This window comes from Alcanivorax sp. VBW004, from assembly GCF_009718865.1.
GTDB lineage: Bacteria > Pseudomonadota > Gammaproteobacteria > Pseudomonadales > Alcanivoracaceae > Alcanivorax.
The window spans coordinates 3,349,030-3,367,910 of record NZ_WNHC01000001.1; the positions used below are offsets into that span (position 1 = coordinate 3,349,030).

Here is an 18,881-nt window from a genome sequence, read left to right on the forward strand (position 1 = left end):
CGTGCTATTGCACCACGATCTGGTCGCGCATTTTCGCCAGTGTTTTCTCCCCGATACCCTTGATCGCCAGCAGCTGATCCGGGCTGGTAAAGCCACCCTGGCTATCCCGAAAATCGATGATCGCCTGGGCCGTTTTCGGGCCAACCCCGTGCAGTGTTTCCAGTTCGGCCATATCGGCAGTATTCAAATTGACGGCACGGTTCTCTGCCTTCGCCCCAGCCGCCTTGGCGGGTTCTGCGGCGGCGGTTTTGACAGCGTCTGTGCCAGGGGCAGGCTGCAGTTCGACGGCAGCGGCTGGCATTACCAAGGCCATCAGCAGAGGCAGAATCGCAACGTAACAGGGTTTCATATGAGATCTCCGTATTCTTTATTCTGAATGGAAATCTCACTTTAAGGAGGCATAAATACTGCTGTTATCCGCCAGCCACAAACGGTGTTGTAAGCAGATTAGGCCAGACTTTGTAATATAGCGTCGACTACATCCGTAGGTGTGGCGGACTGGGTGATGGGCCGGCCGATTACCATATAGTCCACCCCCGCATCACGAGCCTGTACCGGTGTAAGCACCCGACGCTGATCTCCCGCGTCTGACCCTTCCGGTCGAATCCCCGGGGTCACCAGTTCAAAGGCCGATCCGCAGGCCTGTTTCAGCATTACCGCTTCCTGGGCCGAACAGACCACGCCATCCATGCCTGACGCCTTGGCCAGCTCTGCCAGGCGCTGCACCTGTACCTTGGGCACATCCACCACGCCCACCTGCTGCAGGTCGCTGTCATCCATGCTGGTCAGCACAGTCACGGCAATCAGGTGTGGACGCTGGGCGTGATTGGCAATGGCATTGGCCGCGCCTTCCATCATCCGCTGGCCACCACTGGCGTGCACGTTCACCATCCACACGCCCATGTCTGCGGCAGCCGCCACAGCGCCTGCCACGGTATTGGGGATGTCGTGGAATTTCAGGTCCAGAAATACCTCAAAGCCCAGCTTGTGTAGCGATTCCACCACCGCCGGGCCACTGCGGGTAAAAATTTCCTTGCCCACCTTTACCCGCACCTTGGCCGGATCCAGTTGCTTTGCCATGGCCAGAGCCTGGGCTGCATCGGGGTAGTCCAGAGCGACAATAACGGGGCTGGTGATGGACATGGCGAGCTTCCTGAGTGGTGGGTAGGCGGGGCTATGGTAGGCGCTGCGCAGAAGCGGTTCAAGAATGGTCAAACAGTCGTGAGTGACGAGTTTCGAGTTGCGAAAGGCAAACCCCGGAGGCACGTGCGGGTTTCGCCTTTGATCTTCGAAACTCGCAGCTCGAAACTCGCTTCTGGATTTCTTTCTAGACTTCCTTCACCACCGGCTTGATGGTGCCCCAGCGTTTGCAGCTTGGGCAGCGCCATTGCATCAATGGGGTTTCAAAGCCACAGCGGCGGCACTTGTAGAGGCTCTTGTCGCTCAGCAGTTTCTCCGACACCTGCTTGAGCATGTCCAGATGCTCACGGGCCTCGCCCTCGGCGGTGCTGGCCAGGCTCATATCGATGATGCGGTTGAGCCCCCGCACGGACGGGTTGGCCTTCATGTATTCACGGATAAAGTCCGCCGCTTCCTTGTCGCCATAACGCTCTTTCAACGTTTCAGAGAGCAACAGAATACGCGTGGTGCTGGGTTTCTCTGCACTGTAATCGGCCAGCATCTGGATGAAATCTTCTTCCTTTTCCTGATGCTGAAAACACTCTCGCAGGCGTTCCAGTGTTTCATCAAAGAAGTCGCTGTCCTGGTTCCAGACCCGCTGAAAGGCATCAATCGCGGCGCCCCAGTTGGATTCCGCCATTTCCAGGTCACCTTCCGCCAGGCTGGCGCGCACGCACTGGTTATCGAATGACAACGCCCGGCGCAGCATACGGCGGGCTGGATTGATGTCGCCATCCCGACGCAGGGTTTCCGCTTGCTCACAACAGAACTGGGCCAGTACCGGCGCCAGGTTCGCACGGTTCTTGAGCAGGCGCTCACCCATGCTGATAGCGTTGACCCAGTCACGCTCCTGTTCGTACAGACCCATCAACTGCTCACACACTTCATCCTTGGCCTGGCAATCCTGGTCCAGCATTTCCAGCAGTACTTGTTCGGCCAGATCAAAGATGCCGCTGGCCAGATAATCCTGGGCCAGCTCCAGCTGAATTTCTTCCTGTACCGGCCGACCATAGTCGCCATGTTCAAGCAGATGAGTATGCAACTGCGCGGCACGGTCAAACTCGCCCCGCTTGCGAAACAGCTTGCCCAAGGCCAGGTGGGTTTCCAGCCCTTCTTCACTCACGTCCAGGCTGTTGAGCAAGGCCTCAATGCCCTTGTCAGGCTCTTCATTGAGGAAGAAGTTGATACCGGCCACATAGTCCTTGGACAGGGACGCCATGCGGCGGCGCTGGCGACGCTTGCTTTCGCGTCGCCCCATGAAAAAACCGGCAGAAATGGCCACAAAAAACAGCGGAATCAGCCACAACGATTCGCTCATGAAAACAGGCCCTTGATGCCACGCAGGCCCACTCCGGCCAGCAGGCCCAGCAGCAAGCCGATGGCCAGCACGGAGACAACCAGTACCCCCAGTGAGACCTGCCACTGCCAGGCATCCACCAACAGATCGATCATCACCAGATCACGATTGCTGGTCACAAACAGGAAGGCGACAAGAAAAATGGCCACAACGGCCAGAATTACGAGAATCCGGTAAAGGTTTCGCATCGGGAACGTCCTTTTCTGGCCAGGCTCGAAAGCCAGGCAACACTAACTGGCGGCAGCTTGATTGCCGTTGCTACCGTTATTATCAACATCTTCGCCGGAGTCTGCACTCAGCGATTCATTGACCCGCTCACGGAGCTCTTTGCCAGGTTTGAAGTGAGGAACGTATTTACCGTGCAGCTCGACGCTGGCACCGGTTTTAGGATTGCGGCCCACACGGGGGGCGCGGAAATGGAGGGAAAAACTGCCGAAGCCGCGAATTTCAATGCGACCACCGCCGGCCAGGGAATCGGCCATTTGCTCGATCAAGGTCTTGACTGCCAGCTCCACATCCTTGGGGGACAGCTGCGCTTGCCTGTCGGCAATGCGCTCAATCAGTTCTGACTTGGTTAATGCCATTACAGCTTACTCCCTGGGCTCCCAGCCCAGTGGGGCCGGCGCGATGCCGGCCCCCGGGAGGAGCCGTTTATGACTCGTTGCTGCTTTCCATTTGCTTCTTGATCAAGTCGCCAATGGTCTTCGGAGCGTTAGCGTCTTGCTGCTCCTGATGGCCTTCGACGGCTTCACGCTCATCAGCCTGATCCTTGGACTTGATGGACAAGCTAAGAACACGGTTCTTGCGATCAACGTTGGTGATTTTGGCTTCCACCTCGTCACCGACCTTGAGAACCTCGGTCGCATCGTTAACGCGATCACGGCTGATTTCGCTGGCACGCAGGGTACCTTCAACGTTCTCAGCCAGCTCAACAGTGGCCGCTTTCGCGTCGACTGCTTTCACTACGCCCTTAACAATTGCGCCCTTATCGTTAGCAGCAACATACTGAGCAAACGGATCATCTGTCAACTGCTTGATACCCAAGGAAATTCTTTCGCGCTCTGCGTCGATAGAAAGTACCACGGTTTCCAGCTCATCGCCCTTGTTGAAGTTACGCACGGCGTCTTCGCCCTGCTCTTCCCAGGAAATGTCGGACAGGTGCACCAGACCATCGATACCGCCTTCCAGGCCGATGAAGATGCCGAAGTCAGTGATGGACTTGATTTTGCCGCTGATGCGCTCGCCTTTCTGGTACTTCTGCTCGAAGGCATCCCACGGGTTGGACTGACACTGCTTGATACCCAGGGAGATACGACGACGGTCTTCGTCGATGTCCAGGATCATCACTTCCACTTCGTCGCCAATCTCTACAACCTTGGACGGGTGGATGTTCTTGTTGGTCCAATCCATTTCGGAAACGTGAACCAGGCCTTCCACACCTTCTTCGATTTCGGCAAAGCAGCCGTAGTCGGTCAGGTTGGTTACCTTGGCTTTCACGCGGGTACCTTCCGGGTACTTGCCCACGATGTCGTGCCACGGATCTTCGCCCAGCTGCTTCAGCCCCAGGGAGACACGCATCTTCTCGCGGTCGAACTTGAGTACCTTGACGTCGATTTCCTGGCCAACTTCCACGATCTCGCTCGGGTGCTTGATACGCTTCCAGGCCATGTCGGTGATGTGCAGCAGGCCGTCGATGCCACCCAGGTCCACGAACGCACCGTAGTCGGTCAGGTTCTTCACGATACCCTTGACTTCCATGCCTTCCTGCAGGGATTCCAGCAGCTGCTCGCGCTCTGCGCTGTGCTCTGCTTCCATCACTGCACGACGGGAAACCACTACGTTGTTACGCTTGGGATCGAGTTTGATGACCTTGAAGTCCAGCTCTTTGCCTTCCAGGTGCGCAACATCGCGAACCGGACGGATATCAACCAGAGAGCCGGGCAGGAAGGCGCGGATCGGGCCGATGTCGACAGTGAAGCCACCCTTCACCTTGCCGGAAATCATACCTTTTACGATCTCGTCTTCGTCGAAAGCTTTTTCCAGCTCGCCCCAAACTTCGGCGCGCTTGGCTTTTTCACGGGACAGACGGGTGAAGCCCATACCGTCATCGATGGCGTCTACAGCAACATCGACTTCGTCGCCTTCAACGATTTCCAGCTCGCCTGCCTCGCTGAGGAATTCTTCACGGGCAATAATGCCTTCGGATTTCAGGCCTGCGTTAACGGTTACCCAGTCGCTATCGATGGATACAACGGTACCCTTGATAATGGAGCCACGGGCAACGTCCAGGTCCTTTAGGCTTTCTTCAAAGAGATCAGCAAAAGATTCAGTCATGAAATTCACTCAAGTTTTCGCACATGCCAACCAGCAGACATGGGTTAGTCAATAGATGAGACCCGCCCTTCCCCAGCTGGCTTACTTTTTCAGGGTTGAGCAGATCGGCCGCTTAACACAGAGTTGCCCCACGATGGCGGTCCACCGAAGGGCGCTAACGAAGTGTGTGCTACCGTTACGCCAACTGGCGTGCGGCAGCCTCATCAAGAATCCGGTTTACCACGTCATCAACCGTCATGGTGGTGGAATCGATCACCACGGCATCGTCTGCCGGGCGCAATGGCGCCACCTCACGGTTCATGTCACGATCATCCCGGGTGCGGATGTCCTCGACGAGGGTCGCGAGGGTAGCACCAAAGCCCTTTTCCTTCAACTGCTCAAAGCGCCGTCTGGCGCGCTCTTCAGCGCTGGCAGTGAGGTAAATCTTGAGGGGAGCGGAGGTAAACACCACAGTGCCCATGTCACGACCATCCGCCACTAGCCCGGGAGACTCGGCAAAAGCCCGCTGACGGGCCAATAAGGCGTCACGCACAGGCTGCAGCACGGCCACCTGGCTGGCCAGTTCGCCGACACTTTCCTGGCGAATGATATTGGACACATCCTCACCAGCAAGAATCACCGCGGTATTGCCTTGCTGCTCCACAAACCGCACCGGCAAATCCTCCGCGAGAGCGATCAATGCAGGCTCGTTATCCAGCGCAACACCTTGATTTCGTGCATGATATCCAAGCACACGGTACAAGGCACCGGAATCCAACAGGTGCCAGCCCAGGCGAATTGCCACCAACCGGGCCACGGTGCCCTTGCCGGACGATACCGGCCCATCAATGGTTAAAATCGGGGTCATTTCACCTCCAGCTTCAGGCCTGCATGGGTCGCTAACTGGGCGAACCCGGGGAAGCTGGTGGCCACATTGGCGCAATCATGAATGGTAATGGGGCCAGTGGCGCGCAGGGCGGCCATGGCAAAACTCATGGCGATGCGATGGTCACCATGGGACTGGACCTCACCGCCACCGAACTCACCCCCGGTGATGCGAATGCCGTCTTCGAACACCTCATGGCTCACGCCCAGCGCGGCCAGGCCATCGGCCATCACCTGGATGCGGTCGGATTCCTTCACGCGCAGCTCTTCCGCGCCGCGCAGGATTGTCTCGCCTTCGGCGCAGGCCGCAGCGATGAAGATCGCCGGAAACTCGTCGATGGCCAGCGGCACCAGTGCTTCGGGGATCTCGATTCCCTTGAGCGGCGCCGCCTTGACGACCAGGTCCGCCACCGGCTCGCCGCCGGCATCTCGCTGATTTTCCAGGCGAATATCCGCCCCCATCAGTTTGAGAATGTCGATCACGCCGGTGCGTGTGGGGTTGATGCCCACGTGCGGCAAGGTCACTTCGCTGTCGGCCGCGATGGACGCCCCCACCAGGAAGAAGGCGGCGGAGGAAATGTCTGCCGGCACTTCCAGCTTGCCGGCAGACAGTGTGCCACCGCCCGTCAGCGCACTGGTGGCGCCGTCACGGCGCACGTCATAGCCAAAACCGCCCAGCATTCGCTCGGTATGGTCCCGGGTGGGAGCCGGTTCGGTCACCGACGTTTCCCCTTCGGCATACAAGCCACCCAGCAGGACCGCCGATTTTACCTGGGCGGAGGCCATTGGCAGGTCGTAATGGAAGCCCTTGAGGGGCTGACCGCCACGAATACGCACCGGGGGGCGCCCCTGCTCGCCCGTGGTGATCTGGGCGCCCATTTCCCGCAGCGGCTTGGCGACACGCTCCATGGGACGTTTGGACAGGGAGGCATCCCCGGTCAGCTCCACATCGAAAGCCTGGCCGGCCAGCAAGCCGGTCAGCAGGCGCATGGAGGTGCCCGAGTTGCCCATGTACAACGCTTTACCCGGTGCCTTGAGGCCATGCAACCCGACCCCATGAATCGTCACCTGGCCGTTATGGGGGCCTTCAATCACCACCCCCATGTCGCGGAATGCCTGCAGGGTCGCCAGGGCATCTTCCCCTTCCAGGAAGCCTTCTACCTGGGTCACCCCTTCTGCCAGCGAACCGAGCATGATGGAACGGTGGGACATGGATTTATCGCCGGGCACGCGCAGGCGGCCCTGTAGCTGACCACCCGGTGTTACCACAAAAGTGGGATTCTGGGCGGCGTCATTACTGTCTGTCATGGTTACGTCGTCACCTGCACACTGAACATGGTGGGCGCGCGTATAGGAAGTGCGCCCGTTCATAGCCAAAAAATGGGCCCGGGCGGTGTTCGCCCGAGTCATGATGCCCATCAGGGCATCGGAATCTTCATTTTCCACCGCCTGGCGGAAGCGGCCGATGCCATCGCTGAACTGGTCCAGCGCCTGCAGCAAGGCCGCCTTGTTTTCACGAAAGATGTCGTGCCACATCACCGGATCGGAGCTGGCGATGCGGGTGAAGTCGCGAAAACCGCCGGCAGCATAGCGGAAGATCTCGGTGGAATCTCCCTGCCTGGCCAGCGTATCCACCAGCGAGAACGCCAACAGATGCGGCAAATGGCTGGTTTCCGCCAGGACCTGGTCGTGGTAATCCGGCGACATCTGCAGCACTTCCGCGCCCATGGCCGTCCAGATGGCCCGTACTTTGGCGGTGGCCGCCGGGTCGGTGGCATCAGTGGGCGTCAGGATCACCCGGTGATCGCGATACAACTGCGCATCGGCGGCGGTCACACCGCTTTTTTCCTTACCGGCAATAGGATGGCCGGGCACAAACCGGGAGAAATGTTCCCCCAATGCTTCACGGGCGGCCGTAACCACGTTGCCCTTCACACTGCCGCCGTCAGTGACGATGGCCGTGCCGGACAGGCCCGGTTTCAAAGCCGCCAGCACCTTCCCCATGGCCGACACGGGGGTGGAAACGAACACCAAATCGGCCCCGTCCACGGCCTCGGCAAGATCCTGACTGCCCTCGTCGACCACGCCCAAAGCGATGCCCTGTTCCAGGGTCCGCTCGGAGCGGGAACCGGCCACGATGGAACGGGCCAGGCCGTTTTCGCGCGCGGCGGCGGCGAAGGAGCCACCAATCAGCCCCAGGCCAATGACGGCAATGCGATTAAAAATTGGGTCAGACATTCGAGCGCCTACCTTCCTCTGTAGGAGCGCCGTTCAGGGCGCGAACCTGCTTGCGATATGCCGTGCCAAGTACGGTTCGCGCCCTGAACGGCGCTCCTACAGGGGGAGACACCAACGGCTTGACGTTACCCATTCGCCAAATCCTTCAGCACATGCTTGAGGGCATCCAGAAAGCGTTCATTTTCGCGGCTGGTGCCCACGGTGACGCGCAAATGGTTGGGCATGCCGTAGCCACCCAGCGGACGCACGATCACCCCCTGCTTCAACAAGCCTTCATAGACCGGCATGGCGTCACGGCCACAATCGAAGGCAATGAAATTGGCTACGGAAGGGATCTGCTCAAGATGCAACGTCTGCAGGCCTTCGGCGATCTGCACCAGACCCGAGGTGTTCTCACTGCGGGAATTTTCGATGTGATCGTCATCCTGCAGGGCCGCTTCCGCCGCCACCTGGGCCGGCGTATTCACATTGAACGGCTGGCGCACGCGATTCAGCACATCGGCGATCTGCGGGCTGGAGATGCCATACCCCACCCGCAGCCCGGCGAGACCATAGATCTTGGAGAAAGTGCGGGTCACGATCAGGTTCGGGTACTTGCCCAGCCGCTCTATACCATTCGGATAGTGGCTTTCTTCCACATACTCCACGTAGGCCTCATCCAGCACCACAACCACCCGCTCGGGAATCCGTGACAGGAATTCATCCAGGGCATGGGCATTAAACCAGGTGCCGGTGGGGTTGTTCGGGTTGGCAACAAAAATCACCCGAGTGCGGTCGGTCACGGCCTCGGCCATGGCCGCCAAATCGTGGCCGAACAAATTGGACGGCACCTGCACCGGCGTGGCGTTACAAGCCAGGGTCACAATCGGGTACACCGCAAAAGCGTATTCGGAGAAAATCGCTTCGTCGCCTTCCTGCAGGTAGGCCCGGGCAACCAGATCCAGCACATCGTTGGAACCGTTACCCAGCGTCAGCTGCGTGCTCTGCACACCCAGTTTTTCCGAGAGCGCAGCTTTCAGGGAAAACGTGGCGCCATCCGGATACAAATGCAGCTCGTGAAGATGCTTGAGGGCATGAAGAGCCTTGTGGCTGGCCCCCAACGGATTCTCGTTACTGGCCAGCTTGACGATATCGGTGACGCCCAGCTCACGCTCCAGCTCCTCGATGGGCTTGCCCGGCTCGTAGGGCTTGAGCTGCTGGATACCGTTGTTGGCGAGTTTGATGTAGTCCATATTCGCTCCGCGAATGCTTCAGGCTGGCACGCGGCACGCAACACGCTTGAAACCGAGTGCTTGCGAACCGCCGCAACCAGCAACCTAGTCTTTCACTTACCAGAAAACCTTACGCCGATCCGCCCACTCCGGCACATCAAACATGGCGTGCGGCATGGAGCGTGATGCGTGCAAGCACTCCCTTAAAGCACCGCTTTCGGGTAGGAACCCAGCAGCTTGATGGTGTTGCCTGCCGCTTCCAGCTTGTCCAGCACCGCTTGCAAGGTCGCGTCTTCCTTGTGGCCTTCGCAGTCCACGAAGAACACATAGCTCCAGTTGGCGGTGCGCGAGGGGCGGGATTCCAGGCGGGTCAGGTTGATGCCTTCGTCCCGGAAAGGGGACAGCACTTCGTACAACAACCCCGGGCGGTTTTTGCCACTGATCATCAGGCTGGTCTTGTCGCAGCCGGAAGCCGGCGTGTCCTGGCGACCGATGATAATAAAGCGGGTGGTGTTGTCCGGGCGATCTTCAATGTTGCGCTGTACGGCAGTGAGGCCATACAACTCTTCCGCCATTTCCCCGGCAATGGCCAGCGCATTCCACTCATCTTTCAAGCGACGTGCCGCTTCGGCATTGGAGCTGACCGCGATCCGCTCCACGCCGGGCATGTGGGCGTCCAGCCACTGGCGACACTGGGCCAGCGTCTGCTGATGGGAATACACCCGGGTCACCTTGTCCTGGCGGGTATGCTCACCGGCCAGCAGGTGATGGTGAATGCGCAGCTCCACTTCCCCACAGATTTTCAGACTGGAGGTCATAAAGGTGTCCAGGGTGTGATTCACCACCCCTTCAGTGGAGTTTTCTACTGGCACCACACCGTAGTTGGCGGCACCGGATTCCACTTCGCGGAACACTTCATCGATGGCACCCAGCGGCAGGCTTTCCACTGCATGGCCAAAATGCTTGAGAGCAGCCTGCTGGGTAAAGGTGCCTTCCGGCCCCAGAAACGCCACCTTCATGCGCTGTTCCAGTGCCAGGCAGGCGCTCATGACTTCACGGAAAAAGCGCGCCATGGTCTCCCCATCCAGCGGCCCCTGATTACGCTCTTTCACCCGGCGCAGCACCTGGGCTTCACGCTCAGGCCGGTAGAAAACCGGGTTGGGGTCGGTGGCCGTTTTTACCTCAGCCACTTTATGGGCCAGGGTCGCACGTTCGTTAAGCAGATTCTGAAGTTGCAGATCCAGCTCATCGATCTGGTGACGCAAGTTGTCCAGGGAATCGGTCATATTGCCCTCGCAAGCACGCTGCACGCTTCACGCAACACGCGAACAAGCGTGGGAGCGTTGGTTACGATCTGGCGCCAACCGTTCAAATTCATTGTCCTGCCCACCTTTTCAAACAATTCACTGCGCTTCCCGTTACTGCAACCCTGCCAAGCATGGCGTGGTGCATGGTGCGTGAGGCGTCTAGGCGTTTCTTTTCTCAAACTCTGCCATAAAGGCAATCAGCGCATCCACTGCCGCTTCCGGCACCGCGTTATAAATACTGGCGCGCATACCGCCCACGCTGCGATGACCTTTGAGATTCAACAGGCCAGCGGCCTGAGCCTGATCCAGGAACCGCTTGTCGAGACGGTCATCAGCCAGCACAAAAGGCACATTCATGCGGCTGCGGCTGATCACCTCTACCGGGTTGCTGTACAGGCCACTGTTATCAATAAAACCATACAGCTTTTCCGCCTTGCGCTGGTTTATTTCACCCATGTTGCCCACGCCGCCCTGCTTTTTCAGCCAGGAGAACACCAGGCCGGACAGGTACCAGGCATAGGTGGGCGGGGTGTTGTACATGCTGCCGTTGTCAGCATGGATCTGGTAATTAAGCATGGCTGGAACGCTGCTTGCGGCTTTGCCGAGCAGATCCTTGCGAACGATAACCAGAGTCAGGCCGGCCGGGCCGATATTCTTCTGGGCACCGGCATAAATCAGCCCGTACTGGTTCACATCCACTGGCCGGGACAGGATGGTAGAGCTCATGTCCGCCACCAGCGGAGTGTCGCCCACCGCCGGCACAAAGCTGTATTCCAGACCACCGATGGTTTCATTGGGGCAGTAATGCACATAGGCCGGGTTATCAGACAGGTTCCAGCTGTCCTGCGGCGGCACAGTACTGAAGTTGGTGTCTTCACTGCTGGCCGCCACATTGATCTTGCCGTAACGACCCGCTTCCTTGATGGCTTTTTTGGACCACTGCCCGGTGTTGATGTAATCCGCCGTTTGCCCTTCACCCAACAGATTCATGGGCACCATGGCGAACTGGCTGGATGCCCCGCCCTGCAGAAACAACACCGCATAATCATCGCTGATGCCCATCAGGTCACGCAGGTCTTTCTCGGCCTGCTCGGCAATCTCCACAAAGACGTTATCGCGGTGGCTCATTTCCATGATGGAAAGACCCAGCCCCCGATAATCCAGCATTTCTTGCTGGGCCTGTTCGAGTACCGCCTGCGGCAACGCCGCCGGGCCTGCGCAGAAGTTATAGGCGCGGGACATGCATTTTCTCCGTTTAAACGAATCCGGTTAATCAAAGAAGCCCGGTAACACCGGGCTCGGGTTGTTGCTCAAAAGTTCATGCGAAGCCGCTGTAGGAGTGTCGCTCGCGGCGCGATCATTCTTGATCGCAAGTAAATCGCGCCGCGAGCGACGCTCCTACAGGTTATTCCTCAGCGTCGTCGCTGGTGTCGGATTCCGGTGCTTCCGGGGACGCTTCCCCTTCGATCACCTCGCCGTCTTCACCTTCCTCTTCCTCGACACCTTCCAGCTCGGGAATCGTGGCCAGGCCACACAGGGCTTCGCCATCGGCCAGGCGAATCAAGCGAACACCCTGGGTGTTACGGCCAGACGTACTCACCTGATTTACACCGGTACGCACCAGGGTGCCCTGGTTGGAAATCAGCATGATGTCTTCTTCGCCGAACACCTGGGTGGCGCCGACCAGCTCACCATTTCGTTCGTTGATCACCATGGCAATCACGCCCTGGCCACCACGCCCCTTGGTGGGGTAATCGGTGAGCGGAGTACGCTTGCCGTAACCGTGTTCGGAGGCGGTGAGGATCTGGCCATTTTCTTCCGGCACGATCAGGGAAATCAGATCTACGCCCTCGGCCAGTTTGATGCCACGGACACCACGGGCCAGACGGCTCATCACACGCACCTTGGACTGATGGAAACGCACAGCCTTGCCGTTGCGCGCCACCAGCATGATGTCTTCGTGGCCCTGGGTAATCGCCACGTTCACCAGATGCTCGCCTTCCTGCAGTTTCACCGCAATCAGGCCGGAGCTGCGCGGACGGGCGAAGTTGGCCAGGGCGGTCCGCTTGACGATACCGCTGGAGGTGGCCATGAAGATAAAGGGCCCGGGGACCGTTTCGGCCACCGCTTCCACATCGCCTTCCACTTCACTATCGGCTTCATCGTCAACCGCGTCGATCACGTCATCCGCATCAACAATCTCTTCTTCTTCGCCACCGGCTTTCTGCTGGCGCACCATTTCCGCGTCCAGACGCAGAATGGCAGTAATGCGCTCTTCATTGCCCAGTGCCGGCAACAAATTCACAATCGGTTTGCCGCGCGATGCCCGGCCACCCTGGGGCAGCTCAAAGGTACGCAGCCAGAACACCTTGCCCGCATCGGTAAACAGCAACAGGGTGTCGTGGGTACCGGCTACCAGCAGGTGTTCCACATAATCTTCGTCTTTCAGCTGCCCGGCGGATTTGCCGCGACCACCACGCTTCTGGGCGCGATAGGTGTCGATGGGCTGCATCTTGGCGTAACCACCGTTGGACAGGGTCACCACCACGGTTTCTTCGGCGATCAGGTCTTCCATGCTGAAGTCCTGACGGGACGCTACGATCTCGGAACGACGCTCGTCGGCGTATTCTTCACGTACCGCCTGCAGTTCTTCGCGAATCACTTCCATCAGGCGCTCGGGGTTACCGAGGATCTTCAGCAATTCAGCGATCTGCTCCAACAGTTCCTGATAGTCATTGATCAGCTTTTCCCGTTCCAGGCCGGTCAGCTTCTGCAAACGCAGGTCCAGAATCGCCTGGGCCTGTTCCGGACTCAGGTGATAAAGGCCATCCACCAGGCCATATTGTTCATCCAGGCCATCCGGGCGAGCCGCGTTTTCACCACCGGCACGCTCCAGCATCTGCAGTACATCGCCGGGCTTCCAGCCCTTGTCCAACAGCTTGGCCTTCGCTTCGGCGCCACTGGGGGAGGCTTTGATCAGCTCGATAACCGGATCGATGTTGCTCAGGGCAACCGCCAGGCCTTCCAGCAGGTGGGCCTTTTCACGGGCCTTGCGCAGTTCGAACACGGTGCGGCGTGTCACCACTTCCCGGCGGTGACGGATAAAGGCATCCAGCAGCTCGCGCAGGTTGAGGATCTTCGGCTGACCATCTACCAGTGCCACGGTATTGATACCGAACACCGATTCCATCTGGGTCTGCTGGTACAGGTTATTGAGCACCACCTCGGCATTTTCGCCACGGCGCAGCTCAATCACCACGCGCATCCCTTCTTTATCCGATTCGTCGCGCAGCTCGGTGATGCCTTCAATTTTCTTGTCTTTCACCAGCTCGGCGATCTTCTCAATCAACCGCGCCTTGTTCACCTGATAGGGGATCTCGGTGACGATGATGGCTTCTTTACCGCTCTTGTCGGTGGCTTCGATTTCGGCGCGGGCGCGCATGTACACACGGCCACGGCCAGTACGGTAGGCCTGCACAATACCGGCGCGGCCATTAATGATGCCGGCGGTGGGGAAATCCGGGCCCTTGATGTATTCCATCAGGTCGTCCGGGGTCAGGCTGTCGTCGTCGATCAACGCCAGACAGCCATCTACCACTTCGCCCAGGTTATGGGGCGGAATATTGGTGGCCATGCCCACGGCGATACCGGAAGACCCGTTCACCAGCAGGTTGGGCACCCGGGTGGGCATCACATCGGGAATCTTTTCCGTGCCGTCGTAGTTATCGACGAAATCCACGGTTTCCTTGTCCAGATCGGCCAGCAGCTCGTGGGCAATCTTGGCCATGCGCACTTCGGTGTAACGCATGGCAGCGGCGGAGTCCCCATCGATGGAACCAAAGTTACCCTGACCATCCACCAGCATGTAGCGCAGGGAAAAAGGCTGCGCCATCCGCACGATGGTGTCATACACCGCGGAATCACCGTGGGGGTGGTATTTACCAATCACGTCACCGACCACACGGGCCGATTTCTTGTAGGCCTTGTTCCAGTCGTTGCTCAACTCGTGCATGGCAAACAGCACACGGCGGTGCACCGGCTTGAGGCCATCGCGCACGTCCGGCAACGCCCGCCCGACGATTACGCTCATGGCGTAATCCAGGTATGACTGCTTGAGTTCGTCTTCGATGTTGACCGGGGTAACTTCTCTGGCGAGATCCGTCATAGCGATCCTTACTATCCACAAGGTGTTGGGAAAGCCCCTGCGGCTTCCCCAAGCCGGCCCATTTTCGGGGCCGATTTCACGGGATGCCCATGGCCGCCCGTGCAGTCTGTTCTTATAGGCAGTGGAATTTCAGGGGGCAGACGCCCTACCCGGCTCCACTACCGTCGCGAATTCCGGCTCATAAAGCCCGGAAAAGCCCCGGATGATAGCACAGCTGGACGGTATCGGCGCCATACTCGCGTCGATCCTCGCAAGATGGCTTTTCTTCGCCAGTGCGAGAGCACTTTCTCACCATAGAGCAAAGGCAAAACGCGCCGTGACAGGCTATACTGCGGCGCATAATTCGGGGCCACAGCCCCCTGTTCCATCAAGGAGTTATGCATGAGCGACAATCAGGCCGACCTGATCGTCCACGCCCGCTGGATCGCCCCCGTCGACCCGCAGGGCACGGTACTGGAAAACCATGCCCTGGTGGTCAAGGACGGCCGCATAGCCGACTTGCTGCCCACAGCCCTGGCCAACGAAAAATGGCAGAGCGAGGACCAGCAGCATCTGGGTGGCCACCTGCTGATCCCCGGCCTGGTCAATGCGCACACCCACGCGGCCATGAACCTGCTGCGCGGCATCGCCGACGATTTGCCCCTGATGACCTGGCTGGAAAAGCATATCTGGCCCGCCGAAGGGCGCTTTATCAGTGAAGCCTTCGTATACGACGGCACCCGGTTGGCGGCGGCGGAAATGATCCGCTCCGGCACCACCTGCTTTGCCGACATGTATTTCTTCCCCGCCCATGCGGCCCGGGCCACCGTGGAAGCCGGCCTGCGCGCCAGCCTGTTCTGCCCTTTGCTGGATTTCCCCACCCCCATGGGGGCCGGCCCGGAGGATTATCTGCGCCTGGCCACGGACGCCATGGACGAATGGCAGCATGAACCACGCATTCAGATCGGGTTTGGCCCCCACGCCCCCTACACCGTCTCCGATGCACCGCTGCAAAAGGTGATCACCCTGGCCGAAGAGCTGGATGTGCCCGTAATGATGCATGTGCATGAAACCGCCGGCGAAATCCAGATGGCCGTGGGCAACACCGGCGAGCGCCCGCTCACCCGCTTGCACAACCTCGGCCTGCTGTCGCCACGCCTGCTGGCCGTGCACATGACCCAGCTCACCGACGACGAAATCGCGCTGGTGGCCGAGACCGGCACCCACGTAGTGCACTGCCCGGAATCCAACCTGAAGCTGGCCAGCGGCTTTGCCCCCGTGGAAAAACTGCGCAAGGCCAACATCAACGTGGCACTGGGCACCGACGGCGCCGCCAGCAATAACGACCTGGACATGCTCGGCGAAGCCCGCACCGCGGCCTTCCTGACCAAGGGCGTGAGCCTGCAGGCTGATGCCCTGCCCGCCATGGAAACACTGAGAATGGCCACGCTGAATGGCGCCAAGGCACTAGGCCGTGACGACGAGATCGGTTCCCTGGAAATCGGCAAACAGGCCGACATGGTGGCCGTGGATCTGAACCGACTGGAAACCCAGCCGGTCTATGACCCGGTGGCCCAGCTGATTTACGCCGCCACCCGCGACCAGATCACCCATACCTGGGTCGGCGGGCGCTGCCTGATGGACAACCGTCAGCTGACCACGCTCAATGAAGCCTTGATCCTCAACAATGCCCAGCAGTGGCAAGAAAAAATTGCCGGAGCCGACCGTGACTGAACAACAAGCCCAGACTCACTCCTCCAAGCAGAACGTAGACGCGGGTGAAATCGCCAAGTTCAACGCCCTGGCCGAGCAATGGTGGGACCCGAATTCCCAGTTCCGCCCGCTCCACGACATCAACCCCCTGCGCCTGAACTATATCGACGAACGCGTCAGCCTGCCGGGCAAGAAGGTCATCGACATCGGCTGTGGCGGCGGCCTGCTTTCCGAAGGCATGGCCCGCCGTGGCGCCGAGGTGACCGGCATCGACATGGGCGAAGCGCCACTGGCTGTGGCCCGTATTCATGCGGAACAGGCCGGCGTGGCCGTGGAATACCTGCAAACCCCGGCAGAACAGATCGCCGAACAGCGCGCCGGCCAGTACGACGTGGTCACCTGCCTGGAAATGCTGGAACACGTGCCGGACCCCTCCTCGGTCATCCGTGCCTGCGCCACCCTGGTCAAACCCGGCGGACAGGTGTTCTTCAGCACCATCAATCGCAACCCGAAGGCTTTCATGTTTGCCATTGTCGGGGCGGAATATGTGCTGCGCCTGCTGCCCCGTGGCACCCACGAATACGCCAAACTGATCAAACCGTCGGAATTGGCCGGCTGGGCCCGCGATACCGGGCTGGAAGTCAAAGACACCGCCGGCATGGTCTACAACCCGCTAACGCAGGTGTACAAGCTGAACCGGGATGTATCCGTGAACTATCTGATGCATGCAGTGAAAGGCGAATAAATTCGGCGTCATGCCGACACGCATCACGCTTCTCGTTTACACGCTTTTTTGCGTGTTGCGTCCAGCGTGATGCGTGCAAGCGGAGAACTATATGGAACGCCTTGAAGCCGTTTATTTCGATCTGGACGGTACCCTGATCGATACCGCTCCGGATTTTTATACGGTACTCAATAGCCTGCTTGAAAAGCACGGCCGCCCGACAGTGAGCTACTCTGCCGTACGCGCCAACGTCTCCAACGGCGCCCGCGCACTCACCGAGCTGGGTTTTGGTGTCGGGCCGGACGATGCCAGCTTTGCGCCTCTGCTGGAGGAACTGCTCAATGCCTATGAGCAACACCTGGCCGTGGATACCGTGCTGTTTCCCGGCCTGGCCGAAGTACTCGACTGGCTCGACACCCAGCAGCTGCCCTGGGGCATCGTCACCAACAAGCCCGCCCGCTTTACCGGCCCGGTACTGGAAGGGCTCAACCTCCACCAACGGGTGGGGCCCGTCATCTGTCCGGACCACGTCAAGCAGCGCAAGCCGGATCCGGAAGGCCTGCTGATCGCGGCCCATGATGACAACGTCAGCCCGGCCAACTGCCTGTACGTCGGCGACCACCTGCGGGACATTCAGGCCGGCCAGAACGCGGGCATGGAAACCGCCGTGGCCGCCTTCGGCTACATCGACGCGGACGACGATCCGCGCGGCTGGCAAGCCAACTATTATCTGGAACAAGGCAGCGAACTGTTGCCACTTTTACAGAAACTCTACGAGCAAAAAGCACACTAACCGTAGGGCGGAAGTAGGCCAATTATTCGCCTCCGCCATCAGCCAACGTCACAACGGCCAGGCTTATGTGCCACACATGTGACTCGCGCGGATTTCCGCCCTACGATTAAAGCATTCGGCGCCGGGCATCACGCCTGCAGCACAAGAAACACAGGAATCACCATGACCGACATCCAGCAAAACGCCCTCAACTATCAATGCGCCCAAGACACGTTCAAAGACCGCATTATTCTTGTCACTGGCGCCGGTGCCGGCATCGGCCGCACCGCTGCACTCACACTGGCCGCCCATGGCGCCACAGTCATCCTGCTGGGGCGTACCCAGGAAAAACTGGAAGCGGTTTACGATGAAATCAAGGCCGCTGGCGGGCCGGAACCCGCCCTGGCACCGGTCAACCTGACGGTCGCCCGCCCGGAAGATTTCCAGGAACTGGCTGGTCTGTTCGACAAGGAGTTCGGCCGCCTGGACGGCATCCTTCACAACGCTTCCATGCTCGGTGATATCACCCCCATGGACCGCTATGGTGCCGGCACCTGGGAGTCCGTCATGCAGACCAATGTGAACAGCGCTTTCTACCTGACCCAGGCCATGCTGCCTCTGCTGCGCGCCAGCGACGATGCCCGCTTGCTGTTCACATCCTCCAGCGTGGGCCGCAAGGGCCGGGCATTCTGGGGGGCCTATGCGGTTTCCAAAGCGGCCACCGAAAATCTGGCCCAGGTCCTGGCCGAAGAACTGGAAAATACCAGCAATATTCGCGTCAACACTCTCAACCCCGGCGGCACCCGCACGGATATGCGTGCCCTTGCCTATCCCGGCGAAGACCCGCAGACACTGAAGACCCCGGCGGACATCATGGCTCCTTACCTGTACCTGCTGGGCCCGGCCAGCCGCGAGGTCAACGGGGAGTCCATCGACGCGCAGCCCAAGTAAGTCGCGAGAAGCGAGTGACGAGGAGCGAAGATCAAGATTTTCGAAACTCGCCACTCGCTTTGCCTTTCCTTTTCCTTTTCCCCCTTC

General features: G+C 59.4%; 16 protein-coding genes. 4 read left to right on the top strand and 12 right to left on the bottom strand.

All coding sequences use genetic code 11. The annotated features are described in order from the left end of the window. Positions 1-4: 4 nt before the first annotated feature. The 12 genes from F1529_RS15255 to gyrA form a co-directional block, all read right to left on the bottom strand. Positions 5-349 carry a helix-hairpin-helix domain-containing protein gene (locus F1529_RS15255; RefSeq protein WP_007150004.1) on the bottom strand — a complete coding sequence of 115 codons (345 nt, stop codon included), beginning with the start codon at positions 347-349 and terminating at the stop codon, positions 5-7. 98 nt (positions 350-447) lie between these two features. Next, the gene (gene pyrF / locus F1529_RS15260; protein ID WP_155136015.1) at positions 448-1,143 is read right to left on the bottom strand and encodes an orotidine-5'-phosphate decarboxylase; all 696 of its coding nucleotides are present in this window, start codon (positions 1,141-1,143) and stop codon (positions 448-450) included. Positions 1,144-1,327: 184 nt separating this feature from the next. Beyond that, a complete protein-coding gene (lapB, locus tag F1529_RS15265) occupies positions 1,328-2,497 on the bottom strand; it encodes a lipopolysaccharide assembly protein LapB (RefSeq protein ID WP_155136017.1) in 1,170 nt (389 codons plus the stop codon). Then, on the bottom strand, positions 2,494-2,724 hold the full coding sequence (locus F1529_RS15270; protein ID WP_007148948.1) for a lipopolysaccharide assembly protein LapA domain-containing protein: 231 nt from the start codon (positions 2,722-2,724) through the stop codon (positions 2,494-2,496). Before F1529_RS15270 ends, lapB begins: the two co-directional genes overlap by 4 nt. A gap of 42 nt (positions 2,725-2,766) precedes the next feature. Continuing rightward, entirely contained in the window at positions 2,767-3,120 is a 354-nt protein-coding gene (ihfB, locus tag F1529_RS15275) for an integration host factor subunit beta (RefSeq protein ID WP_011589025.1), read from the bottom strand. Between the two features lie 67 nt (positions 3,121-3,187). Continuing rightward, positions 3,188-4,870, bottom strand: coding sequence for a 30S ribosomal protein S1 (gene rpsA, locus F1529_RS15280; protein ID WP_155136020.1), 1,683 nt, complete (start codon positions 4,868-4,870; stop codon positions 3,188-3,190). Positions 4,871-5,045: 175 nt separating this feature from the next. Next, positions 5,046-5,717: a (d)CMP kinase gene (gene cmk, locus F1529_RS15285; protein WP_155136024.1), complete on the bottom strand. Its 672-nt coding sequence runs from the start codon at positions 5,715-5,717 to the stop codon at positions 5,046-5,048. After that, positions 5,714-7,972: a bifunctional prephenate dehydrogenase/3-phosphoshikimate 1-carboxyvinyltransferase gene (locus F1529_RS15290; protein ID WP_155136027.1), complete on the bottom strand. Its 2,259-nt coding sequence runs from the start codon at positions 7,970-7,972 to the stop codon at positions 5,714-5,716. Before F1529_RS15290 ends, cmk begins: the two co-directional genes overlap by 4 nt. Positions 7,973-8,097: 125 nt before the next feature. Further along, positions 8,098-9,204: a histidinol-phosphate transaminase gene (gene hisC, locus F1529_RS15295; RefSeq protein ID WP_155136030.1), complete on the bottom strand. Its 1,107-nt coding sequence runs from the start codon at positions 9,202-9,204 to the stop codon at positions 8,098-8,100. Positions 9,205-9,386: 182 nt separating this feature from the next. Beyond that, positions 9,387-10,469 (bottom strand): prephenate dehydratase, encoded by a 1,083-nt coding sequence (gene pheA, locus F1529_RS15300; protein WP_155136034.1) that lies wholly within the window; start codon positions 10,467-10,469, stop codon positions 9,387-9,389. 180 nt (positions 10,470-10,649) lie between these two features. After that, a complete protein-coding gene (serC, locus tag F1529_RS15305; RefSeq protein WP_155136037.1) occupies positions 10,650-11,732 on the bottom strand; it encodes a 3-phosphoserine/phosphohydroxythreonine transaminase in 1,083 nt (360 codons plus the stop codon). Positions 11,733-11,895: 163 nt separating this feature from the next. Beyond that, the gene (gene gyrA, locus F1529_RS15310) at positions 11,896-14,655 is read right to left on the bottom strand and encodes a DNA gyrase subunit A (protein ID WP_155136041.1); all 2,760 of its coding nucleotides are present in this window, start codon (positions 14,653-14,655) and stop codon (positions 11,896-11,898) included. Positions 14,656-15,036: 381 nt separating this feature from the next. On the opposite strand from gyrA, the gene F1529_RS15315 reads away from it, so the two are divergent. The 4 genes from F1529_RS15315 (at position 15,037) to F1529_RS15330 (ending at position 18,794) form a co-directional block, all read left to right on the top strand. After that, the gene (locus F1529_RS15315; protein ID WP_155136044.1) at positions 15,037-16,368 is read left to right on the top strand and encodes a TRZ/ATZ family hydrolase; all 1,332 of its coding nucleotides are present in this window, start codon (positions 15,037-15,039) and stop codon (positions 16,366-16,368) included. Continuing rightward, positions 16,361-17,092 (top strand): bifunctional 2-polyprenyl-6-hydroxyphenol methylase/3-demethylubiquinol 3-O-methyltransferase UbiG, encoded by a 732-nt coding sequence (gene ubiG / locus F1529_RS15320; RefSeq protein ID WP_370457049.1) that lies wholly within the window; start codon positions 16,361-16,363, stop codon positions 17,090-17,092. Before F1529_RS15315 ends, ubiG begins: the two co-directional genes overlap by 8 nt. A 91-nt stretch (positions 17,093-17,183) precedes the next feature. Beyond that, positions 17,184-17,864, top strand: coding sequence for an HAD-IA family hydrolase (locus tag F1529_RS15325; protein WP_155136047.1), 681 nt, complete (start codon positions 17,184-17,186; stop codon positions 17,862-17,864). A gap of 162 nt (positions 17,865-18,026) precedes the next feature. Then, complete coding sequence (locus F1529_RS15330; protein WP_007151550.1) at positions 18,027-18,794, top strand: YciK family oxidoreductase; 768 nt, start codon at positions 18,027-18,029, stop codon at positions 18,792-18,794. Positions 18,795-18,881: the final 87 nt, after the last annotated feature.